The 20,744-nt window shown below is 44.5% G+C and carries 21 protein-coding genes; 13 read left to right on the top strand and 8 right to left on the bottom strand.

The window, feature by feature from the left end; all coding sequences use genetic code 11:
• Positions 1–264 precede the first annotated feature (264 nt).
• Both H595_RS0109640 and H595_RS22025 read left to right on the top strand, forming a co-directional pair.
• Complete coding sequence (locus tag H595_RS0109640) at positions 265–1,437, top strand: FG-GAP repeat domain-containing protein (protein ID WP_027671025.1); 1,173 nt, start codon at positions 265–267, stop codon at positions 1,435–1,437.
• Between the two features lie 179 nt (positions 1,438–1,616).
• Complete coding sequence (locus H595_RS22025; protein WP_051219817.1) at positions 1,617–4,319, top strand: PKD domain-containing protein; 2,703 nt, start codon at positions 1,617–1,619, stop codon at positions 4,317–4,319.
• Positions 4,320–4,411: 92 nt separating this feature from the next.
• Here H595_RS22025 and H595_RS23815 read toward each other — a convergent pair whose 3' ends face one another.
• Positions 4,412–4,579, bottom strand: coding sequence for an EAL domain-containing protein (locus tag H595_RS23815; protein ID WP_305974323.1), 168 nt, complete (start codon positions 4,577–4,579; stop codon positions 4,412–4,414).
• Between the two features lie 317 nt (positions 4,580–4,896).
• Between H595_RS23815 and H595_RS0109625 the strand changes: the two genes are divergently transcribed.
• From H595_RS0109625 to H595_RS0109615, 3 genes are all read left to right on the top strand, one after another.
• Positions 4,897–5,268 (top strand): PA2779 family protein, encoded by a 372-nt coding sequence (locus H595_RS0109625; RefSeq protein WP_027671024.1) that lies wholly within the window; start codon positions 4,897–4,899, stop codon positions 5,266–5,268.
• A 10-nt stretch (positions 5,269–5,278) separates the two neighbouring features.
• Positions 5,279–6,295 carry a PA2778 family cysteine peptidase gene (locus H595_RS0109620; RefSeq protein WP_027671023.1) on the top strand — a complete coding sequence of 339 codons (1,017 nt, stop codon included), beginning with the start codon at positions 5,279–5,281 and terminating at the stop codon, positions 6,293–6,295.
• A 69-nt stretch (positions 6,296–6,364) separates the two neighbouring features.
• Positions 6,365–6,694 carry a DoxX family protein gene (locus H595_RS0109615; RefSeq protein ID WP_027671022.1) on the top strand — a complete coding sequence of 110 codons (330 nt, stop codon included), beginning with the start codon at positions 6,365–6,367 and terminating at the stop codon, positions 6,692–6,694.
• A gap of 2 nt (positions 6,695–6,696) precedes the next feature.
• Here H595_RS0109615 and H595_RS22020 read toward each other — a convergent pair whose 3' ends face one another.
• Positions 6,697–7,665 carry a DinB/UmuC family translesion DNA polymerase gene (locus tag H595_RS22020; RefSeq protein WP_084153554.1) on the bottom strand — a complete coding sequence of 323 codons (969 nt, stop codon included), beginning with the start codon at positions 7,663–7,665 and terminating at the stop codon, positions 6,697–6,699.
• A 479-nt stretch (positions 7,666–8,144) separates the two neighbouring features.
• Positions 8,145–9,295 (bottom strand): IS3 family transposase gene (locus H595_RS0109605; protein WP_156885953.1). Its coding sequence is split into 2 segments (ribosomal slippage): positions 8,145–9,052 and positions 9,052–9,295, totalling 1,152 coding nucleotides; the frame shifts between segments, so codons are not numbered across the junction.
• Between the two features lie 259 nt (positions 9,296–9,554).
• Between H595_RS0109605 and H595_RS22015 the strand changes: the two genes are divergently transcribed.
• The 4 genes from H595_RS22015 to H595_RS0109580 are packed head-to-tail and all read left to right on the top strand — an operon-like array spanning position 9,555 to position 13,224.
• Positions 9,555–10,304 carry an HAD-IIB family hydrolase gene (locus tag H595_RS22015; RefSeq protein ID WP_051219816.1) on the top strand — a complete coding sequence of 250 codons (750 nt, stop codon included), beginning with the start codon at positions 9,555–9,557 and terminating at the stop codon, positions 10,302–10,304.
• On the top strand, positions 10,304–11,452 hold the full coding sequence (locus H595_RS0109590) for a ferritin-like domain-containing protein (RefSeq protein ID WP_027671019.1): 1,149 nt from the start codon (positions 10,304–10,306) through the stop codon (positions 11,450–11,452). Before H595_RS22015 ends, H595_RS0109590 begins: the two co-directional genes overlap by 1 nt.
• A complete protein-coding gene (locus tag H595_RS0109585) occupies positions 11,449–12,048 on the top strand; it encodes a non-canonical purine NTP pyrophosphatase (RefSeq protein ID WP_027671018.1) in 600 nt (199 codons plus the stop codon). Before H595_RS0109590 ends, H595_RS0109585 begins: the two co-directional genes overlap by 4 nt.
• A gap of 3 nt (positions 12,049–12,051) precedes the next feature.
• On the top strand, positions 12,052–13,224 hold the full coding sequence (locus H595_RS0109580; RefSeq protein ID WP_027671017.1) for an MFS transporter: 1,173 nt from the start codon (positions 12,052–12,054) through the stop codon (positions 13,222–13,224).
• A gap of 307 nt (positions 13,225–13,531) precedes the next feature.
• Here H595_RS0109580 and H595_RS24385 read toward each other — a convergent pair whose 3' ends face one another.
• From H595_RS24385 to H595_RS0109555, 5 genes are all read right to left on the bottom strand, one after another.
• Entirely contained in the window at positions 13,532–13,840 is a 309-nt protein-coding gene (locus H595_RS24385; protein ID WP_205623205.1) for a hypothetical protein, read from the bottom strand.
• A 63-nt stretch (positions 13,841–13,903) separates the two neighbouring features.
• Positions 13,904–15,181, bottom strand: coding sequence for a translesion error-prone DNA polymerase V subunit UmuC (gene umuC / locus H595_RS0109570; RefSeq protein ID WP_027671015.1), 1,278 nt, complete (start codon positions 15,179–15,181; stop codon positions 13,904–13,906).
• 6 nt (positions 15,182–15,187) lie between these two features.
• A complete protein-coding gene (gene umuD / locus H595_RS0109565; RefSeq protein ID WP_051219826.1) occupies positions 15,188–15,628 on the bottom strand; it encodes a translesion error-prone DNA polymerase V autoproteolytic subunit in 441 nt (146 codons plus the stop codon).
• 354 nt (positions 15,629–15,982) lie between these two features.
• Complete coding sequence (locus H595_RS22010) at positions 15,983–16,729, bottom strand: HNH endonuclease (RefSeq protein ID WP_205623204.1); 747 nt, start codon at positions 16,727–16,729, stop codon at positions 15,983–15,985.
• Between the two features lie 124 nt (positions 16,730–16,853).
• A complete protein-coding gene (locus H595_RS0109555) occupies positions 16,854–17,174 on the bottom strand; it encodes a helix-turn-helix domain-containing protein (RefSeq protein WP_027671013.1) in 321 nt (106 codons plus the stop codon).
• 134 nt (positions 17,175–17,308) lie between these two features.
• Between H595_RS0109555 and H595_RS0109550 the strand changes: the two genes are divergently transcribed.
• The 4 genes from H595_RS0109550 to H595_RS22000 all read left to right on the top strand — a co-directional run bounded on the left by H595_RS0109550 (position 17,309) and on the right by H595_RS22000 (position 20,334).
• Positions 17,309–17,824 (top strand): hypothetical protein, encoded by a 516-nt coding sequence (locus H595_RS0109550; protein WP_027671012.1) that lies wholly within the window; start codon positions 17,309–17,311, stop codon positions 17,822–17,824.
• Positions 17,821–19,212, top strand: coding sequence for a DEAD/DEAH box helicase (locus H595_RS0109545; protein ID WP_027671011.1), 1,392 nt, complete (start codon positions 17,821–17,823; stop codon positions 19,210–19,212). The genes H595_RS0109550 and H595_RS0109545 overlap by 4 nt, the downstream gene beginning before the upstream one ends.
• 158 nt (positions 19,213–19,370) lie before the next feature.
• Positions 19,371–19,745 (top strand): hypothetical protein, encoded by a 375-nt coding sequence (locus H595_RS24575; RefSeq protein ID WP_051219815.1) that lies wholly within the window; start codon positions 19,371–19,373, stop codon positions 19,743–19,745.
• Between the two features lie 193 nt (positions 19,746–19,938).
• The gene (locus H595_RS22000) at positions 19,939–20,334 is read left to right on the top strand and encodes a hypothetical protein (RefSeq protein ID WP_027671010.1); all 396 of its coding nucleotides are present in this window, start codon (positions 19,939–19,941) and stop codon (positions 20,332–20,334) included.
• Positions 20,335–20,744: the final 410 nt, after the last annotated feature.

Here is a 20,744-nt window from a genome sequence, read left to right as displayed (position 1 = left end):
TTCCAGTGTCTATAAACACTGAGTAGCTTTGTTTTATAGAACGGTTAGTGCCAAGGGTAACAAAGAATAGTGCAATAGGTCATCAATTTGAAAGTACTTCCCCGGGGGACGGTTGACTATACGTGGCTTGCTGTTTTACACATCTTAGTGCAGGCATAAATAATGATATTCATAAGATTTCAGAATTATTCATCGTGCTTTTTGAACAAATAATGCCACCTGAGATTATAATCTCACGGTATCTTGGCATAGGGGGCGGAATGAATGAGATTGGTATTTCTGATTGCAGTAACAACAGTGTTGTTGGTAGGGTGTGGTGGTTCAGATGAGAGTAGTGAAACTGCTAATACAGCACAAGGTATTGCACCGAATTTCTCGGTAGATTTAAACAGTTCCCATACACTGCAACACGCCCCTTTTCATATTGATATCTACGCTATCAGAACGACTAATCCTGGCACTTTCGCTACAGCAGTAAGTTATGGTGATTACAATCAGGATGGCGCTGTAGATGTTTTCATCGCCGCTGGTGATAACAGTAAAAATACGACGCCATTTGAATTATATCTGAACGATGGTGCAGATAATTTTAGTCTGGATCCGAGTTTTTTTAATGGTAACCCGCCAGGGCTAGTGTTTCCGCGTAAGGCAATCAACGGCGATTTTAATGGTGATGGTAAGCTAGATATTTTTGTACTTGGCCATGGTTACGATAAGCCACCGTTTCCGGGAGAGGCGCCGATGGTATTGTTGTCCTCTGCAAATGGCTTTGTGTCAGGAACCGGGTTATCCGCTCTTATCGGTTTTCATCATGGCGGCGCCTCAGCCGATATTGATGCGGATGGCGATCTGGATGTGTTTGTTACCGATATTAACGCACCATTTTTTTTAATTAATGACGGTGCCGGTAATTTTACTAAAAACACGTCAAGGATATCCGGGTTGAACAATGCCAATTTGTTTACCGCAGAACTGGTTGATCTCGACAAAGATGGATATGTCGATTTACTGGTTGCTGGCCATGAGTATGAGCGCTTCTCCGGGCGTATTTTGTGGGGTAGCAGTAGCGGAAAATACACCGTTTCAGATTCCACACTATTACCAGCGGTGAATGCTTATGGCGTCACCATCGATATTGACGTTGCGGATCTCGACAATGATGGCGATAAAGATATCGTACTAAACCGCACAGGCGACGGCACAGGTGCAGTGAGTTTTTACCAAGGGTATTACCTGCAACTTATTGAAAATAAAGGCGGGCGTCAGTTTGCGGATAACACTGGAGATAGGCTGCTTTCAGGCAGCAGTGCTTATGGTAGTGCTGTTGACTGGATCCGGTTACGGGATATCAACAAGGACGGCAAAATTGATATCTTTGTAGACGATTTAGCCCGGAATCTTATTTGGCTAAATGATGGCACAGGGCACTTTCAGTAGTGTTTCGGCTTAATATTGGTTACCGATTAACTTGTTTCTGCCTCAGGCCATGCTGTTAAAGCTTCGAGACAACTTCAACAAAATCCAGTGTGAGGAAAATATAAAAGGTGAGACTTTCTAGGCACTGGAAATTTATGTTTCTCTAAAAATTTTTACGGACATAAACAGAAGGAGTTACCATGAAGAATAAGACAATAGCTAAGGTATCGCTTAGTGTTCTTACCTGTGCGGTTTTGGCAGGCTGCGGTGGCGGTTCTAGTGAAACAGATAATGCGCCCACGGTGTCGGTTAGCGCTTCTGTTGCATTAAAAGAAGGCCGTTCAGCCAATATTGTTGCAACGGCGACAGATGATAAACAAATTGCCAGCTACCAATGGTCACAGGTTTCAGGCCCAACCCTTACCCTAACCAATACTACTGCAGCAACGGTTAGTGTTACCGCGCCTGCCGTAAGTAGCGATAGCGATGCCGTATTACGTGTCACAGTTACCGACAGCGCAGGACAAACGGCAAGTGCGAATGTTACGGTTAACGTGGCGAACAACAGGCTGCCTGCAGTAACAGCCTCGTTTGATAGTGCAGCGGAAAAATCCAACGTGACGTTAACTGCAGTAGCTACTGATGAGGATGGAGACATTGTTAGCTATAACTGGCAACAAATTTCTGGCGAACCGCTTACGTTAACCGGTGCTGATTCCGCAGAGCTAAGTTTTGTCGCCCCCAACGTTACGGTAGACACGGATTTAATTTTTAGTGTTACGGTAACCGACGATGACGCCGAGACTGTTACGATAGTTGGTGCTGTAACCATTACCCCTGTATTAACCACATATACAATAACAGGTACCGTAAACGAAACGGCATTTGCAAATGCTCAGGTGAGCGGCGAGCTGGCAGGGCAGTCATTTAGTGTTACAGCCGATGCTGAGGGTGCGTTCTCGCTACCATTAACCGCTGACGATGACGAAACAAATTTGTTTGCCAGTATCACGGTTAAACAAGCTGCGGATACCGGCGTAGAGTTTTACAAGTTTGTGCCGAGCCTTACGGCAGATAGCGCACAAGTAGCCCCGCTTGAAAAAAACAACCCCGTAGTGCAGGCCGTTGCGGCAAGTGCAGATGACATTTCTAATCGGGTGTCGATAAATGCAGTTTCTACGGCGTTATATTCGTTAATCATTGCGGCAAATGGTGGCACTGCGCCAGAGAACCTGGATAGCTTTACATTAGTTGAAAAAGCCATTAGCCCGGATGAGCTGATTGAAGCGGCTGCAGTGGCACAGTTGGTGTCGCAAGGTGGTGCTTTTGCATTACCAGAAGGTGTTACGAGTATTTTAGAGCTGCTCACAAATACTGAAACGTATAACGAATACATTGCAGCGGCAGAGGCGGCTTCACCAGGTATAGTTACAACGACAATAGACGATATTATTGCGGACCCGGAGCTAACCGAACCTGTTGATGAAACCAGCCTTGCCAGTATTTACTTCGAAGTTTACCCTGCTGCAAACGGCTTTTTGTCGCGTGGCGGCAACCGGTTTGACTTCAACAGTGATGGCTCGGGTTCCGAGACGTTTAGTGCCGGTGTACATCAATTTAACTGGAGTCTAACTGACGGCAAAGTACAAATTACTTACGCAGAATCGTCAGGCTCTACGTCTTTTTATGCTGTTGGCAGCGGTGTGTTAGGTTTAACGCAGGAGCAAGTAGACCGACTTTTTGCCGCTGGGTATTTTCAGGTAGAGGTACGACAAACACCGCAAAATGCGAGTATGACACGCATTATTCAGGGTGAAAAAACCGATACCTATCGTATTGTTTCATCGGTTGTCAGGGCTATGGTGCCGGTTACCTTGCCAGATAGCACCGTTATTAGCACTGCGCCAATAACACTTGAAGTATCCAAAGATGCATTACTGCGCAACGCAGACAAACTTGATGATATTAAATTCACTGCAGCAGAGCTCAGCGGCGACTGGGTGTTTGAACATTATTATTTTGCCGGTGAGAATGGTTTGGGGTATGCAAACATGTTTGCTGATGTGTTTGCGTTTAACAGCGACGGCACAGGAAGTACCGTTGATACCGGTAAAACATTTAATTGGCAATTAAATGATATTGGTACGGTAGTTGTTGCGTTTGCTGATGGGTCGAGTACAGAAATTATTAAACTCGATCAGTTGGATACAGACATTCAGGTGTTTAGCGCGTCTTATGACGCACAAGGCAACCTGGTTGCAGCAGATGCAGATTATGCATTAAAACTCGATGGTAGCGACTTTAAAACTTATAATTTAAGCAATATAGAAAGTCGGTATTGGAATACCACCATAAATGCCTGGTTTAAAGAAGCGTGGAACAACGATGTTTTATTGTGGAGTGAGGGCATCAATTATTTTGGTTGGCAGCTACTTGCATCTGGCGAGGGCTATCAAATGGGAAGTACGGTTACGGCGCCACCAGTTTTCGAACCATTATTTAATGCGCGTTTAGCTTGGGAAACAGAGGATATTTCGGACACAGTATCTGTGGTTAATTTAAACCGGTCTGTGTGTTGGGATGATCAGACTCAAGCATGTACTGTGCGCACTTGGCGTTTGGTGAAATCAGGCCAGGGAATCTTAGGCCCGCGTATGTATGTGCTGGAAGTGCAGCGTCGGCGTGACAGTAGTACCTCGCCGTGGGCAGTACAAAATGGTCTGGGTCCGCGCTTGAATATTTACGAGGAAATTGCATTTGAATACTGGAATGACACGGCCCAAACCACAAACGATGCAACATTAGCAATCAGCCAGTCATTACCTGCTGTTGCTTCAGGTAAGAAACAACCGGCAGTGCGCACTATTCTGGAGCCCAACATAAAAGTGAATTTAACGCAGTAATTCTTGGTATGCTGCACACCCCCACGGCAACAAGGCGTGGGAATGTGCAGCAAATGTTATTTTGTAGATGTATTTTCCTGCGGTTGAGTGTGTCACTTTTGTAATAACACACGCCAATGATCAACGCTTAAAGGCTTAGATAGCAAGTAACCTTGAAGCGCATCATACCCTCTACTTACCCGATAATCATATTGTGTTTGCGTTTCAACACCTTCTGCAACGACCTCAAGGTTTAGTGATTTTGCCATGTCGATAATCACATTAACGTTACAACGTTAAAAATGCTAGTTTATAAATTACTCAATTAAAAATAACAGTAAAAACATATACTTATTAAAATAGGCAATGTCTTGAATATAGGCTAGTTCTAGTCGGTTGGATGTTTATTGGGTATCACTCGCGGCAATACCAGCATTGGGTTAAAAGCGTTAGCTAGCAGGCAGTTTGTGTCGGTGTAATACAAGCAAGGCCGATGTTTTAAAGTACTCGTAAATTTATTCTTGTTGCGGTGATGTTGTCTATCGACTAGGCTCGGCTGTATCTTCTGCTTTTAACCATTAATAAAAAGGTCTCATTAATGAACAAAACATCAATAGTACTCAGTGCTTTTGTCGCTTTGCTGCTCTCACTAGGGCAGGCATCGGCCGGTGTACTGAGCTCAGATCAGGTCGTCGCGCAGCAACAGCAACATTACAGCCAGCAGCAGGTGTTGGCTTTTGTTGATAGTGCCGAGGTGCAGCAAAAGTTAATCGAGCTGGGCGTTAGCCCGGAAAATGCTAAACAACGTATTGCTAGTATGACCACTGCTGAGTTGGATGCGCTGAATAATCAACTTAACGATATGCCGGCGGGTGGCATAGTAGGTACCATTATTACGGTACTGGTGGTGGTTGCCGTACTGGACCTGATGGGGATAACCGACGTTTATCCTTTTATTCGCCCGATTTAACGCTTACGCTTTGGCACATCAACTGATCCAGACCAGCCTGCGTGCTGGTCTTTTGTTTTTACTTGGGCTGCTTAGTGCTTGCCAAACGCCGCCTCAAACGTTGCAATTATTGGCCACACCACCTGATATTGCGCGCCAGCATATTATGTCGCAAGTCCCTTTTTACCCACAGCAACAGTACTTTTGCGGCCCTACGACCTTGGCCGAGGTAGCGGGTTTTTATGGCTTCAGTAAAAGCCCGGACGATATAGCCCCAAACACCTTTATTCCTGGCCGGCAAGGGACATTACAAATAGAAATGGCTGCCGCCACACGCCAGCTTGGCATGCTGGCTTATGTGCAGCCTCGCGCTACAATGGCACAGCTTTTAAGCTTGGTGGCAGAGAATATGCCGCTTATTGTGCTGCAAAACAACAGTATTGCCTGGCTGCCGCAATGGCACTACGCCGTCGTCATCGGGTATGACCTGGATAGCGCCGAGGTTATTCTGCACACGGGGGTTACAGCACAGCACCGGCTAAATTTTGCTACCTTTGAACGCACCTGGCAGCGAGGTGATTATTGGCTGCTGGCCATGTTGCCACCCGATAAAGCCAGCTCTCAGCTAGACCCGTTTTTATATACCAAAGCCTGTCAGGATTTGCTCAACACTGGCCTGATTGCCGCTGGAGTGCTCGCACTGGAAACGGCCACACAGCAGTGGCCCGATTACTGGTTGCCGTATTTTTTATTGGCTAATCATTATTTTACTGCCGCCCCCTTGGTTGCGGCCGCCTGGTTTGAGAAAGGCTTGGCTGCAGCACAGCAGCAAGCAGGTTATTTGAATAACTATGCTTTGCTGTTAAGCGGGTTAGGCTGTCATCAAAAAGCAATAGCACTTATTAACACTGCTGTTGAGTTGTCACCGCGGGACAGTAATCTGCTGGATAGCCAGCAGCAAGTTTTTCAGGCGCAGCAAGCAAGCGCTGATGCCTTATCGCAATGCCAAATTATGCCCGTAGGACAAAATCCTGCGGGGATGCCGTAATAAATTTTGCTTTAACAGGGTCTGGTTGGTATTACGAATGAGCGTTAATTAACGGAGGTTTTGTTAAATATGAAATGGCTTACTTATCTTCTTGGAGTGATCTTTGCTGCATCGGGTGTTGCCAAACTTGCCGCATTGCCATTTGAGGTTGAAGCATTTAGCCGTTGGGGTTATTCACCAGAGTTTATGTATTTTACCGGCGTACTGGAAGTATTAGGGGCTATCGCTGTAGTCATACCCCGTCTATCCATGTTGGCCGCCAGCGGCCTTGCTGTGTTAATGCTTGGCGCTATGGCAACGCACGCGACACATGCTGAATGGCCAATGTTAATCTTGGCTACAGGTATTTTTGCTTTATGCGCGTGGCGCGGCTGGCAGGGTAGAGCAGCACAGGTTTAATTTTACTTTACCACTGGCAGCTGTTGCCAGTCGGTAGTATAAGCCGGTGACAACAACTCGCGTTTCATGCTCCATTCCTGCTTGGTGCCCTGACTGGCAAACCACAGGGTTTTGCTGTGCTTGCTGTTAAGCGTGTCCATCAGTTGCATCAACTTTTTGTCAGTGTCTTTTTGCACTGGCGGGGTATCAAACAGGCTCGGCTGGTATACGCCTGGGTCGTAAAAGTCGGCCAGCATCACGCCAGCTTTGGCATAGCGGTAACCGTTAACCCACAATGCCTCTAGTAGCTGCATGGCTTTTGCTAAAAATACCCGCGTGTCGCTACTTGGCGTATCCAGCGCAATACTTTTGCTGGCACTGTAAGGCGCGTCTGTATCGCTAAACGGGCTGGTGCGCAAAAACACTGTGAGATGCTGGGCGTGCTGTTGCTCTTGTCGCAGTTTCTTGCACGCACGGCTAACATATTCACTTATTGCCTCTTGCATCTGCTGTTTATCGGTGATGCGATCACCAAAGGCGCGGCTACTGATAATTTGTTTCTTGGTAGGGGCCAGTTGTTCCAGTGCAAGGCAACTTTCACCTCTTAGCTCACGCACTGTGCGCTCTACCACCACCGAAAAATGTTGGCGAATAAATTCTGGCTCGGCATCGGCCAGTTGCAGGGCGGTATCAATACCTAGCTGTTGTAAGCGCTTGGTTAACTTACCACCAATACCCCATACTTCACCTACAGGCAACAGCGCCAGTAACTTTCGCTGGCGCTCAGTGCAGGTTAAATCGACCACGCCGCCGGTTTTATGCCAGGTTTTTGCCGCATGGTTTGCCAGCTTGGCCAGGGTTTTCGTCGGTGCTATACCTACGCAGACGTTAATCCCTGTGTGTTTGTGCACAATCCGGCGCACTTGCAGGCCAAACTCGGTTAGACTCAGGCTGTAGTTTATGCCGGTTAAGTCTAAAAACGCCTCGTCGATATAAAGGAAAGATAATCAGCTATGGACATATTACATTACTAGGCCACACTTCAACTTATCTCCATAAAGGTTGTCCATAGGGAAAAAGTTTTTCTACGTAATTTGGGTTAGTTATGTCCATACAGTACTGGCTCAATTGAAGTCCTGCGGTAATCATCCCTGACAGTCAGTTATGAGCGAGTTGTAGCTTTTCAGATCAGACGGTCTCGAATAAACGAATCTCTGCTTTGCCTTATTTGCAGACATTCGTTTTTTCGTGAGCCCTTCGAGTTATCTCTAAATAGGTGCCCAAATTCAATGTGCCACTTCAGGTTGTAGTGGTGAACTCATTCTGGCCACATCTTAATAGTCTGAGTTCTGGTAATCAGTAGAAACGAGAAATGGATAATGCACGTTTTTTTTACGACCTGGCAATGCTCGAATGTCTCGAAATTTTCGAGAGCCGAGGTTGATCTGATCCGCCAACACTGGACACGCCACTAAGCTATTTTCTTTGGTTCATAGTTTTCTTGGCTGAGATAGCCGATAGCACTATGCCGTCTAGTTTTGTTGTAATCAACTTCAATATATTCAAATACCTGTTGTTTCAGCGTGGTCCGGTCCGTTAACGGTTCATCTTTGAGCAATTCGACCTTCAGCGTATGGAAGAAGCTTTCCGCTACCGCGTTATCCCAACAGTTGCCTTTTCGACTCATGCTTTGCGTAAGCTGATGTTTTGCAATCAGATCCCGGTATGCCATTGAGCAATACTGGCTGCTCCGGTCGCTGTGCACAATAACGCCATTTGGGAAGCCACGCCGAAACAGTGCCATCTTTAATGCATCGCACGTAAGCTCCGCTGTCATCCTTGCATTCATTGACCAGCCAATCACCGCGCGCGAGTACAAATCAATGATCACCGCCAGATAAAGCCAGCCTTCGTTGGTCAGCAAATACGTGATATCTCCCACCCATTTCTGGTTTGGCGCATCGCTGCTGAAGTCCTGTTCCAGCAGATTTGGCGCCACTGGCAGCTGGTGATTACTATCTGTGGTTACCTTGAACTTCCGCGCTGCTTTGGCCTTTAATCCCTTTCTTTTCATGCTGTTAAATATCGTTTTCAAATCAACTTTATCGCCATTTTCAGCAAGCCCAACCTGAATACGGCGGGCACCGTCTCGCTGTTTGCCTTGCGTAAAAGCCTCGCTGATTTTCTGATCCAGCGCTGCCCGTCGTTGTGCTTTCTCGCTAGGCTCCTGACCTGTCCGACGCCACTGATAATACCCACTTCGCGACACACCAAACACGGCCGCCATGCGCTGCAGACGGAACCGGTGTTGGTGTTCCAGCATAAATTCAAAAGTTGCTACTTTTGATTCTTGGCGAAGTAGGTTGCGGCCTTTTTTAGAATGGCTAAGTCCTCAGCCTGATCTGCCAGTTGGCGTCGTAACTTCGCGACCTCAGCGGCCAGTTCAGCTTCGCGCTGGCTGGTTGTGGATTTTTTCTCTACAGCATTGCGCCAGTTGTAAATCTGAGTTTCGTAAAGCTTCAGCTGCCGGGCGGCTTCGGCCACACCGACACGTTCAGCTAGCTTTAGGGCTTCTGCTTTGAATTCTGCGGTATAGGTCTTGCGGTTCTTTTTGATTGTCATAGGCACCTCGTTATGTGATTTTACTCACTTAGCGCGGTGTCCAGTACTACTGGATCAGATCAGTCCAGGTGGTCGATAAAGCTCATACTCAAGTGCCAAAAAAGGAAATTTGTGATCTGATCATCACGTATCACAAAAGTTCCCTAAAAAGTATGATCCTGCCCTGCAGTCAAACAAGTGTAATGTAAGCATAGTGTTTACAGTCTTATTTTTTTCTTTATACTTTAGCGGAATTTTTGCAAACGGAGTGTTAGGGAAAATGACGGAATGGCAAAAAACGATCGTCTTCGATCTTGACGGAACTATTGCTTTTAATGGGGCGCCTGTAGAGGAAAGCATAGGTTTAGCGATTCAGAGAAAAAAAGCTGAAGGTTTCGACATAATTTTTGCGACAGCAAGACCCGCAAGAGATGCTTTACCACTATTGCCTGCTTACCTTCATGATGAAACTATTATTGCCTGCAACGGCGCAGTGACGTCGAAGAAAGGTAAAATTCTTAGCCATATTCATTTTGATGATGAAGCTTCGCATTCATTGTTCAATTTTTTGAATAGAAATAATATTCCTTACGTCATAGATGGTTTGGAAAATTATTCCATATCAGAAGTGCATCACGAGTTTCATTGTTATATCAGGAAGCTAAGTCGTTCTCCTGTGAGTTATGAAGAAGTCCTTGCCGAGAAGTTAACTAAATTTCTTATTCTTGATAAAAATCATCAAGAGGGTATTGTAAAATTCATCACTGAAACCGGTATAAAATGCAATATCAACTATCATAAAAAAGACAATATTTTTGACTTAGTTCCTGATGAAGTCAATAAATTCAACGCACTTCAACAGCTTGGAATAAAAGAGAGAAGTTACATTTGTTTTGGTAACGATAAAAATGATGCTTTGATACTTGCGAATGCCAGAAACGCCAATGTTGTTGGAAATGAAATGACTTCGGCTAATGCGACATATCTGCTTCCACATGAAGTTTCTTCAAGAATACTGGAAGTGATGTGATGGATAAATTTCAAAGCCTGTTGAAACAAAGCGAGTTGTGTTTGGAAAGTATGATCGCTCTTGTAAGAGTGTTCGCAAGCTTCATCCCTGTTACATCTTCGTATCGCAATAAATGTCAGATTGCAAAATCTCTTTCACTACTTTCTTATGCAATAAGACCCTTACATGATTTGAAAATTAGCGGAGATAAACTAAACGAGATTGAAAATGAATTCTCTCCTCCAGGTCTTGACGTTCAGTCAGCTGAAAATACGTGTAGAGAATATGTTGAAAGCAGAAATTTATTGTTCAGCCCTGTGCTGGAGTTTAAATACTGTTTAGAGAAAATATCGAAAGAATGTAATGATCTTGTTTATGAAAGAATAAAGTGGTCAGTTGATAGTAGTCTGTTAAAACTTAATGAGTTGATGGACTATGCAACCTCAGAACAGATAACTCCGGAATTTGGTGTGAATACGGCAGACGTGTTGTTCTTAAAGCAAACAAGCCCAGAGACTCCAAGCAGGGAGTTTCCATCTAATCAGAATAAATTAAATCTGCCTGCACAAACTATCACCCTAGGGTCGAACTTCATAAATCTAGAAATTCCTACCATAGAGTGTTGCGCGTCAATTTTGAATGAATTTATTTTTGATGTAAAAAACACGACATTACTGTTGGAAATCTGTATTCAAATTGATGAGGAGCGAAGACATGCAGAAATACTTAGAGCTGAGTTTGAAACCAGGGGCGGAAAGATCGAGGAGCTGAGTTTTCATCTGAGATTCTGGATGATGTCTCGCGATGAGGATCTGGCTACACGGCTGTACATACACCAAAAATTAGGTGAATGGATAGGTATTGATGCCGCTATGTTTACTGTGAAGGATAAAAGCAACGAAGCGGTCATTCGGGAAATATACTCTTCAATTCTATTGGACGAAATAGACCATGTCTCCCTTGGAAATAAATGGATAAGAAGGCTTACTCCCGACCTTAACCTCGTTAAAGAAAAAGCGCTAAGTAAACGAAAGCGTTTCAATGAGACTGACGAAGGCCCCCTCAAATTTAAACTTAATGAAATGATGTGCAGGTTTTCAGGCTTCTCCATAGAGGAAATAAATGCATTTCGTAAAAGGCAAGAAGAATATGGAGTTATAGTCAGATGACCATGAATATAATGTTGGCAACAAACAACCTAAACAAAGTTTCTGAATTTAATAAGATAATTTTGAAAAGTCGGAATGATATAAATATAGTTCCCGCTAGTCGACTAAGCCCATCGGATGTGGACGAAACAGGGACTTCTTATCTGGAGAATGCGTTATTAAAAGCAAAGGCATTTGCAAAGTGTAGTGAGTTTCCGGTACTTGCAGATGACTCAGGCTTTGAGGTGACAGCTCTTAATCACTGTCCCGGAATATTTTCTGCCAGATATCATCCGACGAACCCAAATTGCTCAAACAACCTGAATTATTTAGTGAGTCAGTTACTGGATATGGGGTTAAATTCATCTCGGGCATTGTACAGATGCGTATTAGTTTATCTGCGTAACTATGATGATCCTGTTCCAATTGTATGCGAAGCAACTTGGGAGGGAACTGTGAAAACAACAGCTCAAGGCGTGAATGGTTTTGGTTATGATCCAATATTTTACCCCGATAACTATAAAGTTAGTTCCGCCGAACTAGCCGATGATGTGAAACTATTAATTAATCACAGAGCCATGGCTATACAAAAGTTATTGTCAAAAATAAAGCGATAAATCATGAATGCAAATGATAATGTAAGACAAAGTTCGTATATATTTTTTCTGTATTTCGGTATATTTGGTATTCTCGTTCCGTTTACCGGCCTTTACCTGAAGGGGTTGGGATTTAACGAAGGCATGGTCGGTGTGGTTCTTGGGGCCTGTATTTCTGGAAGAATATTTGGTCCTTTTTTATTCGGCAAGTTGTATCACAAACTGCCTCTGAATCACTTGGCTAATATTCTAGGTATCAGCTTGCTGCTTTTTAGCGCTTTATTGTTTTTTTCAGATAGTATACGGGTTGTTTTTCTGTCTCTTTTTTTTATAAACTTTTTTTGGATGGCTCTTCTGCCAAATATTGAGACAATGGTGTTAATGCCACTATCTGGGAATATGAAAAAGTATGGCTACATCAGGATGGTTGGTAGCTTTGGCTTTATTGTTGTCTCTTTGAGTTTGGGCTTTATTTTAACCGATATTGATGTGAACTATTTCACCTTGGCTTTGTTTGTAATGAGTTTTCTACTTTGTTTGTCTTTATGGATTACAAAAGATCAGTATCATTCAAATTTCAAAACCAAAAGTTTTGATAAATCGAGTATTAAAGAATTGCTCAGCCGAAAATGGATAATATTTTTTGCTATATTTACTCTTTTCGAAGTGACACACGCTCCATACTACAGTTATTTTCCAATTTACTTGGCAAACCTCGGCCATAGCGGCACCACAATTGGCTTGCTGATCGTATTTTCTGTACTTGTTGAAATACTGGCATTCAGACTGATGGGGAAATGGGTTGACTTATTTAACCCCTATCTGCTGCTTTCAATCTGTACCTTCTTGACTGTGATCAGATGGTTGATGTTAGATTTTTATCAAGACTCTCTAACTATAATTACTCTGTCTCAGGTGTTACATGCCGCGTCTTTTGCTGTTCCTCATTTAATAGGCCAAAAACTGATGTGTGAAGAATCTACAGAGTCCAGTCTTGCATCCAGGCAAACCATCTATACCGTGATGACTTTGGGGGTTGGAGCTTCACTTGGCGCATTGCTGGCTGGCTTCTTTTGGAAAATTGATGGCTCCGGGATGTCTTCATTTGCATTAGTCGGCTGCTCATCGGCAGTTTTGGCTTGCCTGATGTCGTTTTTCTATTATTACATGCGGGCTCCCAAGCTGGTTGAAACTTAACTTAATTCGTTCTGATTTGTTATTTGTAACGACGCAAATGTTTACTGAGATGGCTATATCGTTTATTAAGTCATTTGCAAGGGGAAACTTAAAGCGGTTTGCACGATCGGAGCTGTAGCCTAACAGAGTTGAGGATGCAAACCGCATTGAATAAAATAAATCAGAGCTTTCTTGCGGCAATACTATCGCTTAATGGATAGCATGGCATAGGTTTCGAAAACGTCCAGTCACCTGAATATTTTTGATAAAGAAACCTCCTGACGCAGTTATTTTAACTGAGTTAGGAGCAAAAAACGTAGATTGCCAACTATTGATAATCACCCTGTGCCAGGCGGTCAAAGTAGGTCTGATATCGCCCGCTTTGTTTAAATTGCTGCAGTTGCTGATTAAACAGCGCAGCTAACTGCACACTGTCTGGCATTTTATGGGGGAATAGCAAAAAGCTTTGATTAATGAGCAGGGGTTTGGGGTGATGGCTGTAGTGGTCAACTAATTTTGGCCACATCGTTATAGTATGAGCATTGGTAACCTGCAGAAAAAGGAAATGGATAAGGCACGTTTTTTTACTTTCTGGCAATGCCAGAAAGTCTCGAATTTTTCGAGAGCCTTGATTCATTCGAACTATGAAATGTCCGCTTTCAGTGAAAAGCACCAATTCGCTATGTAGTGAAATATGGGATCATCGAACCCTAGGCAATCCCTTCCAACTCGTAGTAAACGCAGGCGAAAGCAACTCTCGCTTCATGCCCCATGTTTGATTGGTGCCTTTGCTGGCGAAATAGAGTGAATTAGGGATTTGCTCGTTAATTTGGTCCATGACACCCATCAGTGCCGAGTTGCACCTAACAACATCACTCGATAAAAAGAGCTCCTGCTGCACAGCGCTATGGTTATAAAAGTCAGAGAGCATAATCCCAGCCTTCGCGTACCGGTAACCATCTTTCCATATTGCTTCGAGTAATTGACTGGCGACGTGCAGAAAATCCCGAGTATCATCCGATGGATAACTTAGCTCCCCTGAGCGACTATTTGAGTAGTACGGATCACGCTGATGATCACTAAATGGACTGGTTCTTAAAAAGACCGTGATACGCTTGGCTTGGCATCGCTCATGCCTAAGTTTAATGCAGGCCCGATGCACATACTCGGCAACCGCTTCATGCATCATGGTGAGTTCTGTCACTCGCTCACCGAAGGCACGTGAGCTGACAATTTCTTTTTTAGTCGGTGGAATGTCTTCAAGTCCGATACATGATTCCCCATTAAGCTCCATCACAGTGCGTTCAACCACCACCGAAAATTGCTGACGAATCATCTTTGTCGGCGCATCTGCCAATTCGAGAGCCGTACGTATACCAATGTCCTCAAGCCGCTTGGTCAACCGGTTGCCAATACCCCACACCTCGTTGACTGGCAGTAACGCCATCAATTTACGCTGTCGTTCGTTGCTCATCAGATCAACAACACCGCCCGTTTTAGGCCATGATTTGGCTCCGTGATTAGCAAGCTTTGCCAGGGTTTTGGAAGGGGCAATCCCCACACAAACCGTGATACCAATCCATTGTTGAACCCGCTCGCGAATTTGATAACCGAAGTCCGCCAGATTCATGGTGCTCTCAAACCCTGATAAATCCAAAAAAGCCTCGTCGATGCTATAGACCTCTAGCGCAGGCGACATTTCTTCTAAAGTGCGCATCACACGGGCTGACATATCCGCATAAAGCGCATAGTTGGACGAGAACGCGACCACCTGATGTTTTTCTAAGAGTTCACGTATTTGAAAAACCGGCACTCCCATTTTAATGCCCATAGCTTTTGCTTCTTTCGAGCGAGCGACCACACAGCCGTCGTTGTTCGACAGAACCACCACCGCTCTATTGACCAAATCCGGGCGAAAAAGCTTCTCGCATGAGGCATAGAAATTGTTGCAATCAACTAAAGCAAAGACCTGAGTCATGACTGCTCAGCCTTTGGATGATCGATGCATCTGCCGTATAACGTTCGTTACCACGCCGAAAATCTGGAGCTCTGAGTCGTCAACAAATGAGATGGGCTCAAACGCACTATTTCGCGGAATGAGCATCAGGTTCGGCCGTAAACAGAGCTCTTTCACAGTAAACTCACCATCAACTTGCGCAACCACGACATCGCCATGCGTAGGTTTTACGGATCGATCAACGATGAGAATGTCATTGGAAAAGATGCCTGCATCTATCATCGAATCGCCATCCACTCGAACAAAAAACGTTGCTGAAGGCCTTTTAATGCAGAGTTCGTTCAAGTCGAGTGTCTGTTCGACATAGTCTTGCGCAGGAGATGGAAACCCTGCAGACACCTTACTGATAAATAACGGCAGCTCTAATCTGGATCGAACCTCAGAAACTCCGATAAACTGAATTGACATAACAATACCACTGTACATAAACACAGTTAATGATCGCACGGAATGGTGGCTTGTCAACCTAGTTATGAGATCTCATTTATATCCATTTTGATTGAGAACAGCTTTAGCAACCGATAGAACTTTCTAGAGAATCTGTTTTTGTCAGAGGTGTATTTGTTTTTACCGCCTTCAGGCGGAATTGCCAGGGAAAGAGAACTAGGGCTTAACGTAAGTGGTCAATAAATACAGCTTGTGGTCTGCTGCACACTATTTTTTAGCGAGGTATCTGATTTGGAAAAAGGCAGATTTTGGCACAAAGCTCACCGCCAGATCATGTATGAGTCAGCACAATTAAGGTGAGTTGCAGGTTGCATGCTAGTTAGTTGCTGCGATAACTTGCTTTAGTTGGTCAATAGCCTCTCTCTCCATACCAGGATTTTGTTTGGCGAATCGGTGGACCATTGCATGGCAATTTGGGCATAGAGGCACCAAATCTGCAATTGGGTTTACGACATACTCACGCCCGATTTGACTGACGGGAACCAAATGATGTACGTGGATAAATCCAGCACCTATGGCCCCATAAACCTTTTCAAAGTCTAAACCGCATGCTTTACAAGAGATCCCATGGTGCTCGATACATTGCCGCCGCGCTTCAGAGTTTCTTTCAAACTTGTTCACCAGGACTGTAGTTGTTGCCCCTTCGACTAATTGTTCTGTCGAATCAACCTCATTAGGATAGAGATCGTATTCTGTGGGCTGTACGAGACATCCGGCATAAAAGTGAATAGCACCTGTCAGCTCTGCGGTTGTGGTACAGCGCCAAAAAGGCTGATGAGGTTGAGGTTTTGTTTGCTTGTAGCCGTCAAAAGAACGCCCAAACATTGTTTGCATGCCAAGGATCCTTGAGTTGGACTCTGGTGTCCCATTCATCCCGATATCACACCGCTGAGAGTACAACTGCAGCCAGAGCGTCCCTTCCATACCCGTTACACTGATATTTTCTATTCGGACAGGCTGTGGCTTGACAACTAAGTTTGCACCTTCTTTTTTAATCAAGTCATTGCAGATGTTGTGCACTAGAACGAGGAATGCATCAACACTCAGAGGTAAGTTGGCCATTTAATTTCCTGCTCCTGGCAATACTCTGCTGAAATGTAGGGTTTTAAGCAGGAGATTTTAGTCAACTAAAACTAATTTGAAGGGTATTCGATACAATAAAGATGGCAAAGTCCTTTCATACCGATTAATCGTTGCTGGATATTTGATCTTTCAGGAGTTTCAAGACTTCAGCCTTTTGTTCGTGTGTGATTCGGCCAAACATTGCCACCAACTCCGCTTCGTCATCACCCTCACAGAAAAAGTAAGCCAAAGGGACATTCAGCTCCTTCGCCATCCTTTTCATAGCCTCTAAATCTGGCAAGTGTCGGCCTTTTTCGTAGTGATTCATTCTACTACTCGCGGAACCTGGATCAAAACCACTGCGAAGACCGAGCTCCGTTTGGCTGATGCCTGCAGCTTTTCTAGCTTGCTTAAGTCGAATGGTAAACGTTGTGAGTTGAGACACGGATGCATACAGTTGGCTCTGAATACTTATATTGTCTAAGGAATGCCTAGGGGAGTATACTTAGGAATCCTACAAATTTCCATGTTCATTTATGCACTCCCTAAAGAGAGTGTCTTGGTAAGGTAAACATTCTCATGCACCAAATGTCGGATCAGCAGTTATCCCCGACGTTCGTCGTTAAATCACTGCTAAATAATGGTTTTACTGAATTTTCTTTTGCTGATCTCCATCAGGAGTTTAAAAGCCGCTTTCCAATGCAAAGTGCTAAATCGGTGTATCAATCTCTCTACCGGGTAGTCGACCGCTTTGTGAAGAAAGGCTATTTGGTTAAACATACTCAGCCTGATAATACTATCGTGTTTAAGCAGACTGATTTGTTACCTGATTTAGGTGAAAACATCCAAGCGAATGCAGTGGAGGATGCATTGAGTCACACAGCTAAACGACTGCGAGATGAACTGGCCTCAGCCGAACGTGAATTGTGGGTGAGCAGTAGCGCTGCAGATCAGTGTCAGCAAAAGATGCTGGCTTACCCTCAAATGCGCTCAATGCTCACCAAGATGCACATGGAATACAAGGAAAAGTCCCTGAGTAAACTGGGTGAGGTTGAAGTACTAAGACGCATGTTGGCCGAGAGTGAAAAACTATGAAACTACGTTTCTGGCAGCAGGAATGTATTGAAACAGCATTAGCACGTTATGTTGACGGCCACAGGCATTTTCTCTGCTTAGCTACACCCGGTGCCGGCAAGTCTTTGATGGCTGCAACATTAGGTAAGCAATTACTTAACCAGCGGCAAATCGACTTTATCCTTTGTTTTTCTCCATCATTAACGGTCGCGCAAGGTTTGAAGGAAACATTTGGGCGACAATTAAAGGGTGGTTTTGATGGCGAATTCGGTGACGTTGGCACATCTCTCACGTATCAGGCAATGCTAAATCTGCCGGAGAAGTTTTGGTCCTTATTGCGCCGCTTTCGGGTATTTGTAGTCTTTGATGAAATCCACCACTGCGCGGGTGATGAGGCTGGCCTCAATGCCTGGGGGCAAGTCATTCTGCGCCGCATCCAAGAACATGCTCGGTTTACGTTAGCACTCACAGGCACTCCGTGGCGCTCAGATCAATTACGTATTGCTATGGCTAAATATTCTCAGCCGGATGGGCGCATACTGCTGGATTACAGTTATAGCTTACGCCAGGCTATTCAAGATAAGGTCTGCCGAATTCCACATATCGTGCTGATTGATAACAACAAAATCACGGTCAATAATGGTTCTGTTTCAGCGCAATTTGGATCGTTTGCAAGTGCACTCGATTCTGGAGAAGTCCGATTTCAGCAGATGTTGTTTAACCCAGATGCACAACGTTTTGTGCTCAGGCAAGCAGTACAGAAACTTACTAAGCTGCAGCAAGAGCATCGGCCTGCAGCTGGATTGGTGGTTGCTGCAAACATCGCTCACGCCTATCAGCTAGCACAGTTACTGAGCAAAGAGTTTGGTCAAACTAGCGTGGTTGTCACGTACAACGACCCAAACGCCCAGCAAAAAATTGAACATTTCAGAACGAGTTCAGATAGTTGGATTGTCAGTGTCGGGATGATAGCCGAGGGGACTGATATACCAAGGTTGCGCGTCTGCTGCTTGTTAAGTCTGGCAAGAACCGAATTATTCTTGCGGCAGGTCCTCGGGCGAGTGCTTCGACTGCTGCCTAATATGCTCAACAATTCAGGATGGCTGTATTGCCTCGCAGAGCCTAATCTCACCAGATATGCCGAGCAGCTTGAGCTGGAAATTCCAGAACAGCAGGTGACCACCCGACTGAATATGAACTCAGAAATTGCAGGTTCAAAGTCCTCAAATTCAAATGGCCAAGCATCCAGAGGCCAACGTGGTGGGAAAGAAAAGAAGCAAAGCGAGCTTTTGCTTGAAGGAATGTTTCAGCCTCACACTACAAACACAGCAGGGATTAACGACGAAGAATTGTTGAGTGTCTGGATGCAGGGTAAGTTTACAGAAAGGGTGTTGGCACTGATTGGATGATCCCGCATGAGTAGAAAACTACCCAAATCAACGGATAAGCTATCAAATTGGGTAATTAATTACCCATGCTAACTGTTGGGGAAATCAATATCTGCTGATATACCCAACTATTTTTGATTGTCGATGTATTCATAATTGATGCCTGCCTGGGAATAAAAATGACTAATGACATCACTGATCATCAACAGTATCTCGACTTGCTTGCTCAAATTGATAGGCTGTTTGACGACTATGAGACCAACAAACGACAGATAGACCAACTGGTACCGCTGGTGGACAAGTATGAAGAAAATGCTAGTTACTTTGCTTCGTTTAACCAGTCCTTAGCGGATGTATCAAATATACAAGCTTTGCTTAGGGTGTTGATGGACCAACATGGTTTGGGTATCGATGATTTTCAGAATGAATTACGCGGGCCTGGTGACGTCACTGCTATTTTAAACGGACAACTGACACCAACGCCTGAACAACTTTTTGCGCTATCAAATCGGTTTGGTTTCGAGATACATAGTGTTATTTCGAGCGAACTTTAATGCGGCTGAGTGAACTCAGTATAGACATTGTGCCCTAGCTCTTAGAGCTAACAGGATTCAAAACGTTATGCTGGCGCATCCGGTAATAATGGATCCCACATTAACTGAGTTTGATTTCAATCTTTTCTGACGCTAGGAACATGACGGCACAAGTTGTCAGATTAGATCTTCAACGAGTAAATGAGGGTATATCGTGATTAAATTTACAGACCCAGAAAAATTGAAAAATCATGCTCTAGCATCCTCGAAATGGCTTAGGGTACAAGATTTTGACCTGCAAGCACCTCAAACAGACGGTGTAAGACTTGTAGAACAATGGAAACAAGAATCCAAGATTTTTTCTTTGGTTCATGAAAATGTTGAGTTTATACCAGAATACGTCTTGGACCAGGACAGAAACCCCAAGTCCATCATCCAGGCAATATTGCATTTATTCGAAGGTAAAAAATCGTCCTTGGCAATCGCCATTTGGTTCATGTCCGTTAATGGCTGGTTGCGAGGAAATACACCTATAAGCTGCTTAGAAATGTCACCGGATGCTGTGCTTGAAGCAGCAAGAATGGAAGCATTTCCAAGTGAGCATGGATGATTGTATAGCGCCCCTAAGTTGCAATAAGCTTCGGCGGAACCTTCCCATTGACTGCAATTACCGCGCACCAACAACATGGATTCAGCCATGGACTGCTTTGAGCGCAGGCTGTGTAAAAACTCATATTTTCCGCTCTTTCAGCGGTTGGCCAGTATGCACTGTTAGTGCCTCGCTGAAGTTATCTGTGTGCGTTTTAGTTTTCATTCAGTGCGGTTCGGAGGCTCATTAAGTCCGATATTGAGCGCTATTGGTGTGGTATCAGGAGCTAAAGCGACTACAGCCGCTAGCCGCAATGCTCTTGCAGTTTAATGGCTAATCCTTCAGTACCCCAGATAGACATCATTCTTTTGAGGTTATAAGCCAGCACATGCAAACTGATTTCCGTGCTGACGTTTTTAAATCTTCGTGTG

The sequence above is a fragment of the Rheinheimera baltica DSM 14885 genome, from assembly GCF_000425345.1.
GTDB lineage: Bacteria > Pseudomonadota > Gammaproteobacteria > Enterobacterales > Alteromonadaceae > Alishewanella > Alishewanella baltica.
Note: the sequence above shows the minus strand (reverse complement) of the source record. Positions and strands in the feature narration are given on the sequence as shown.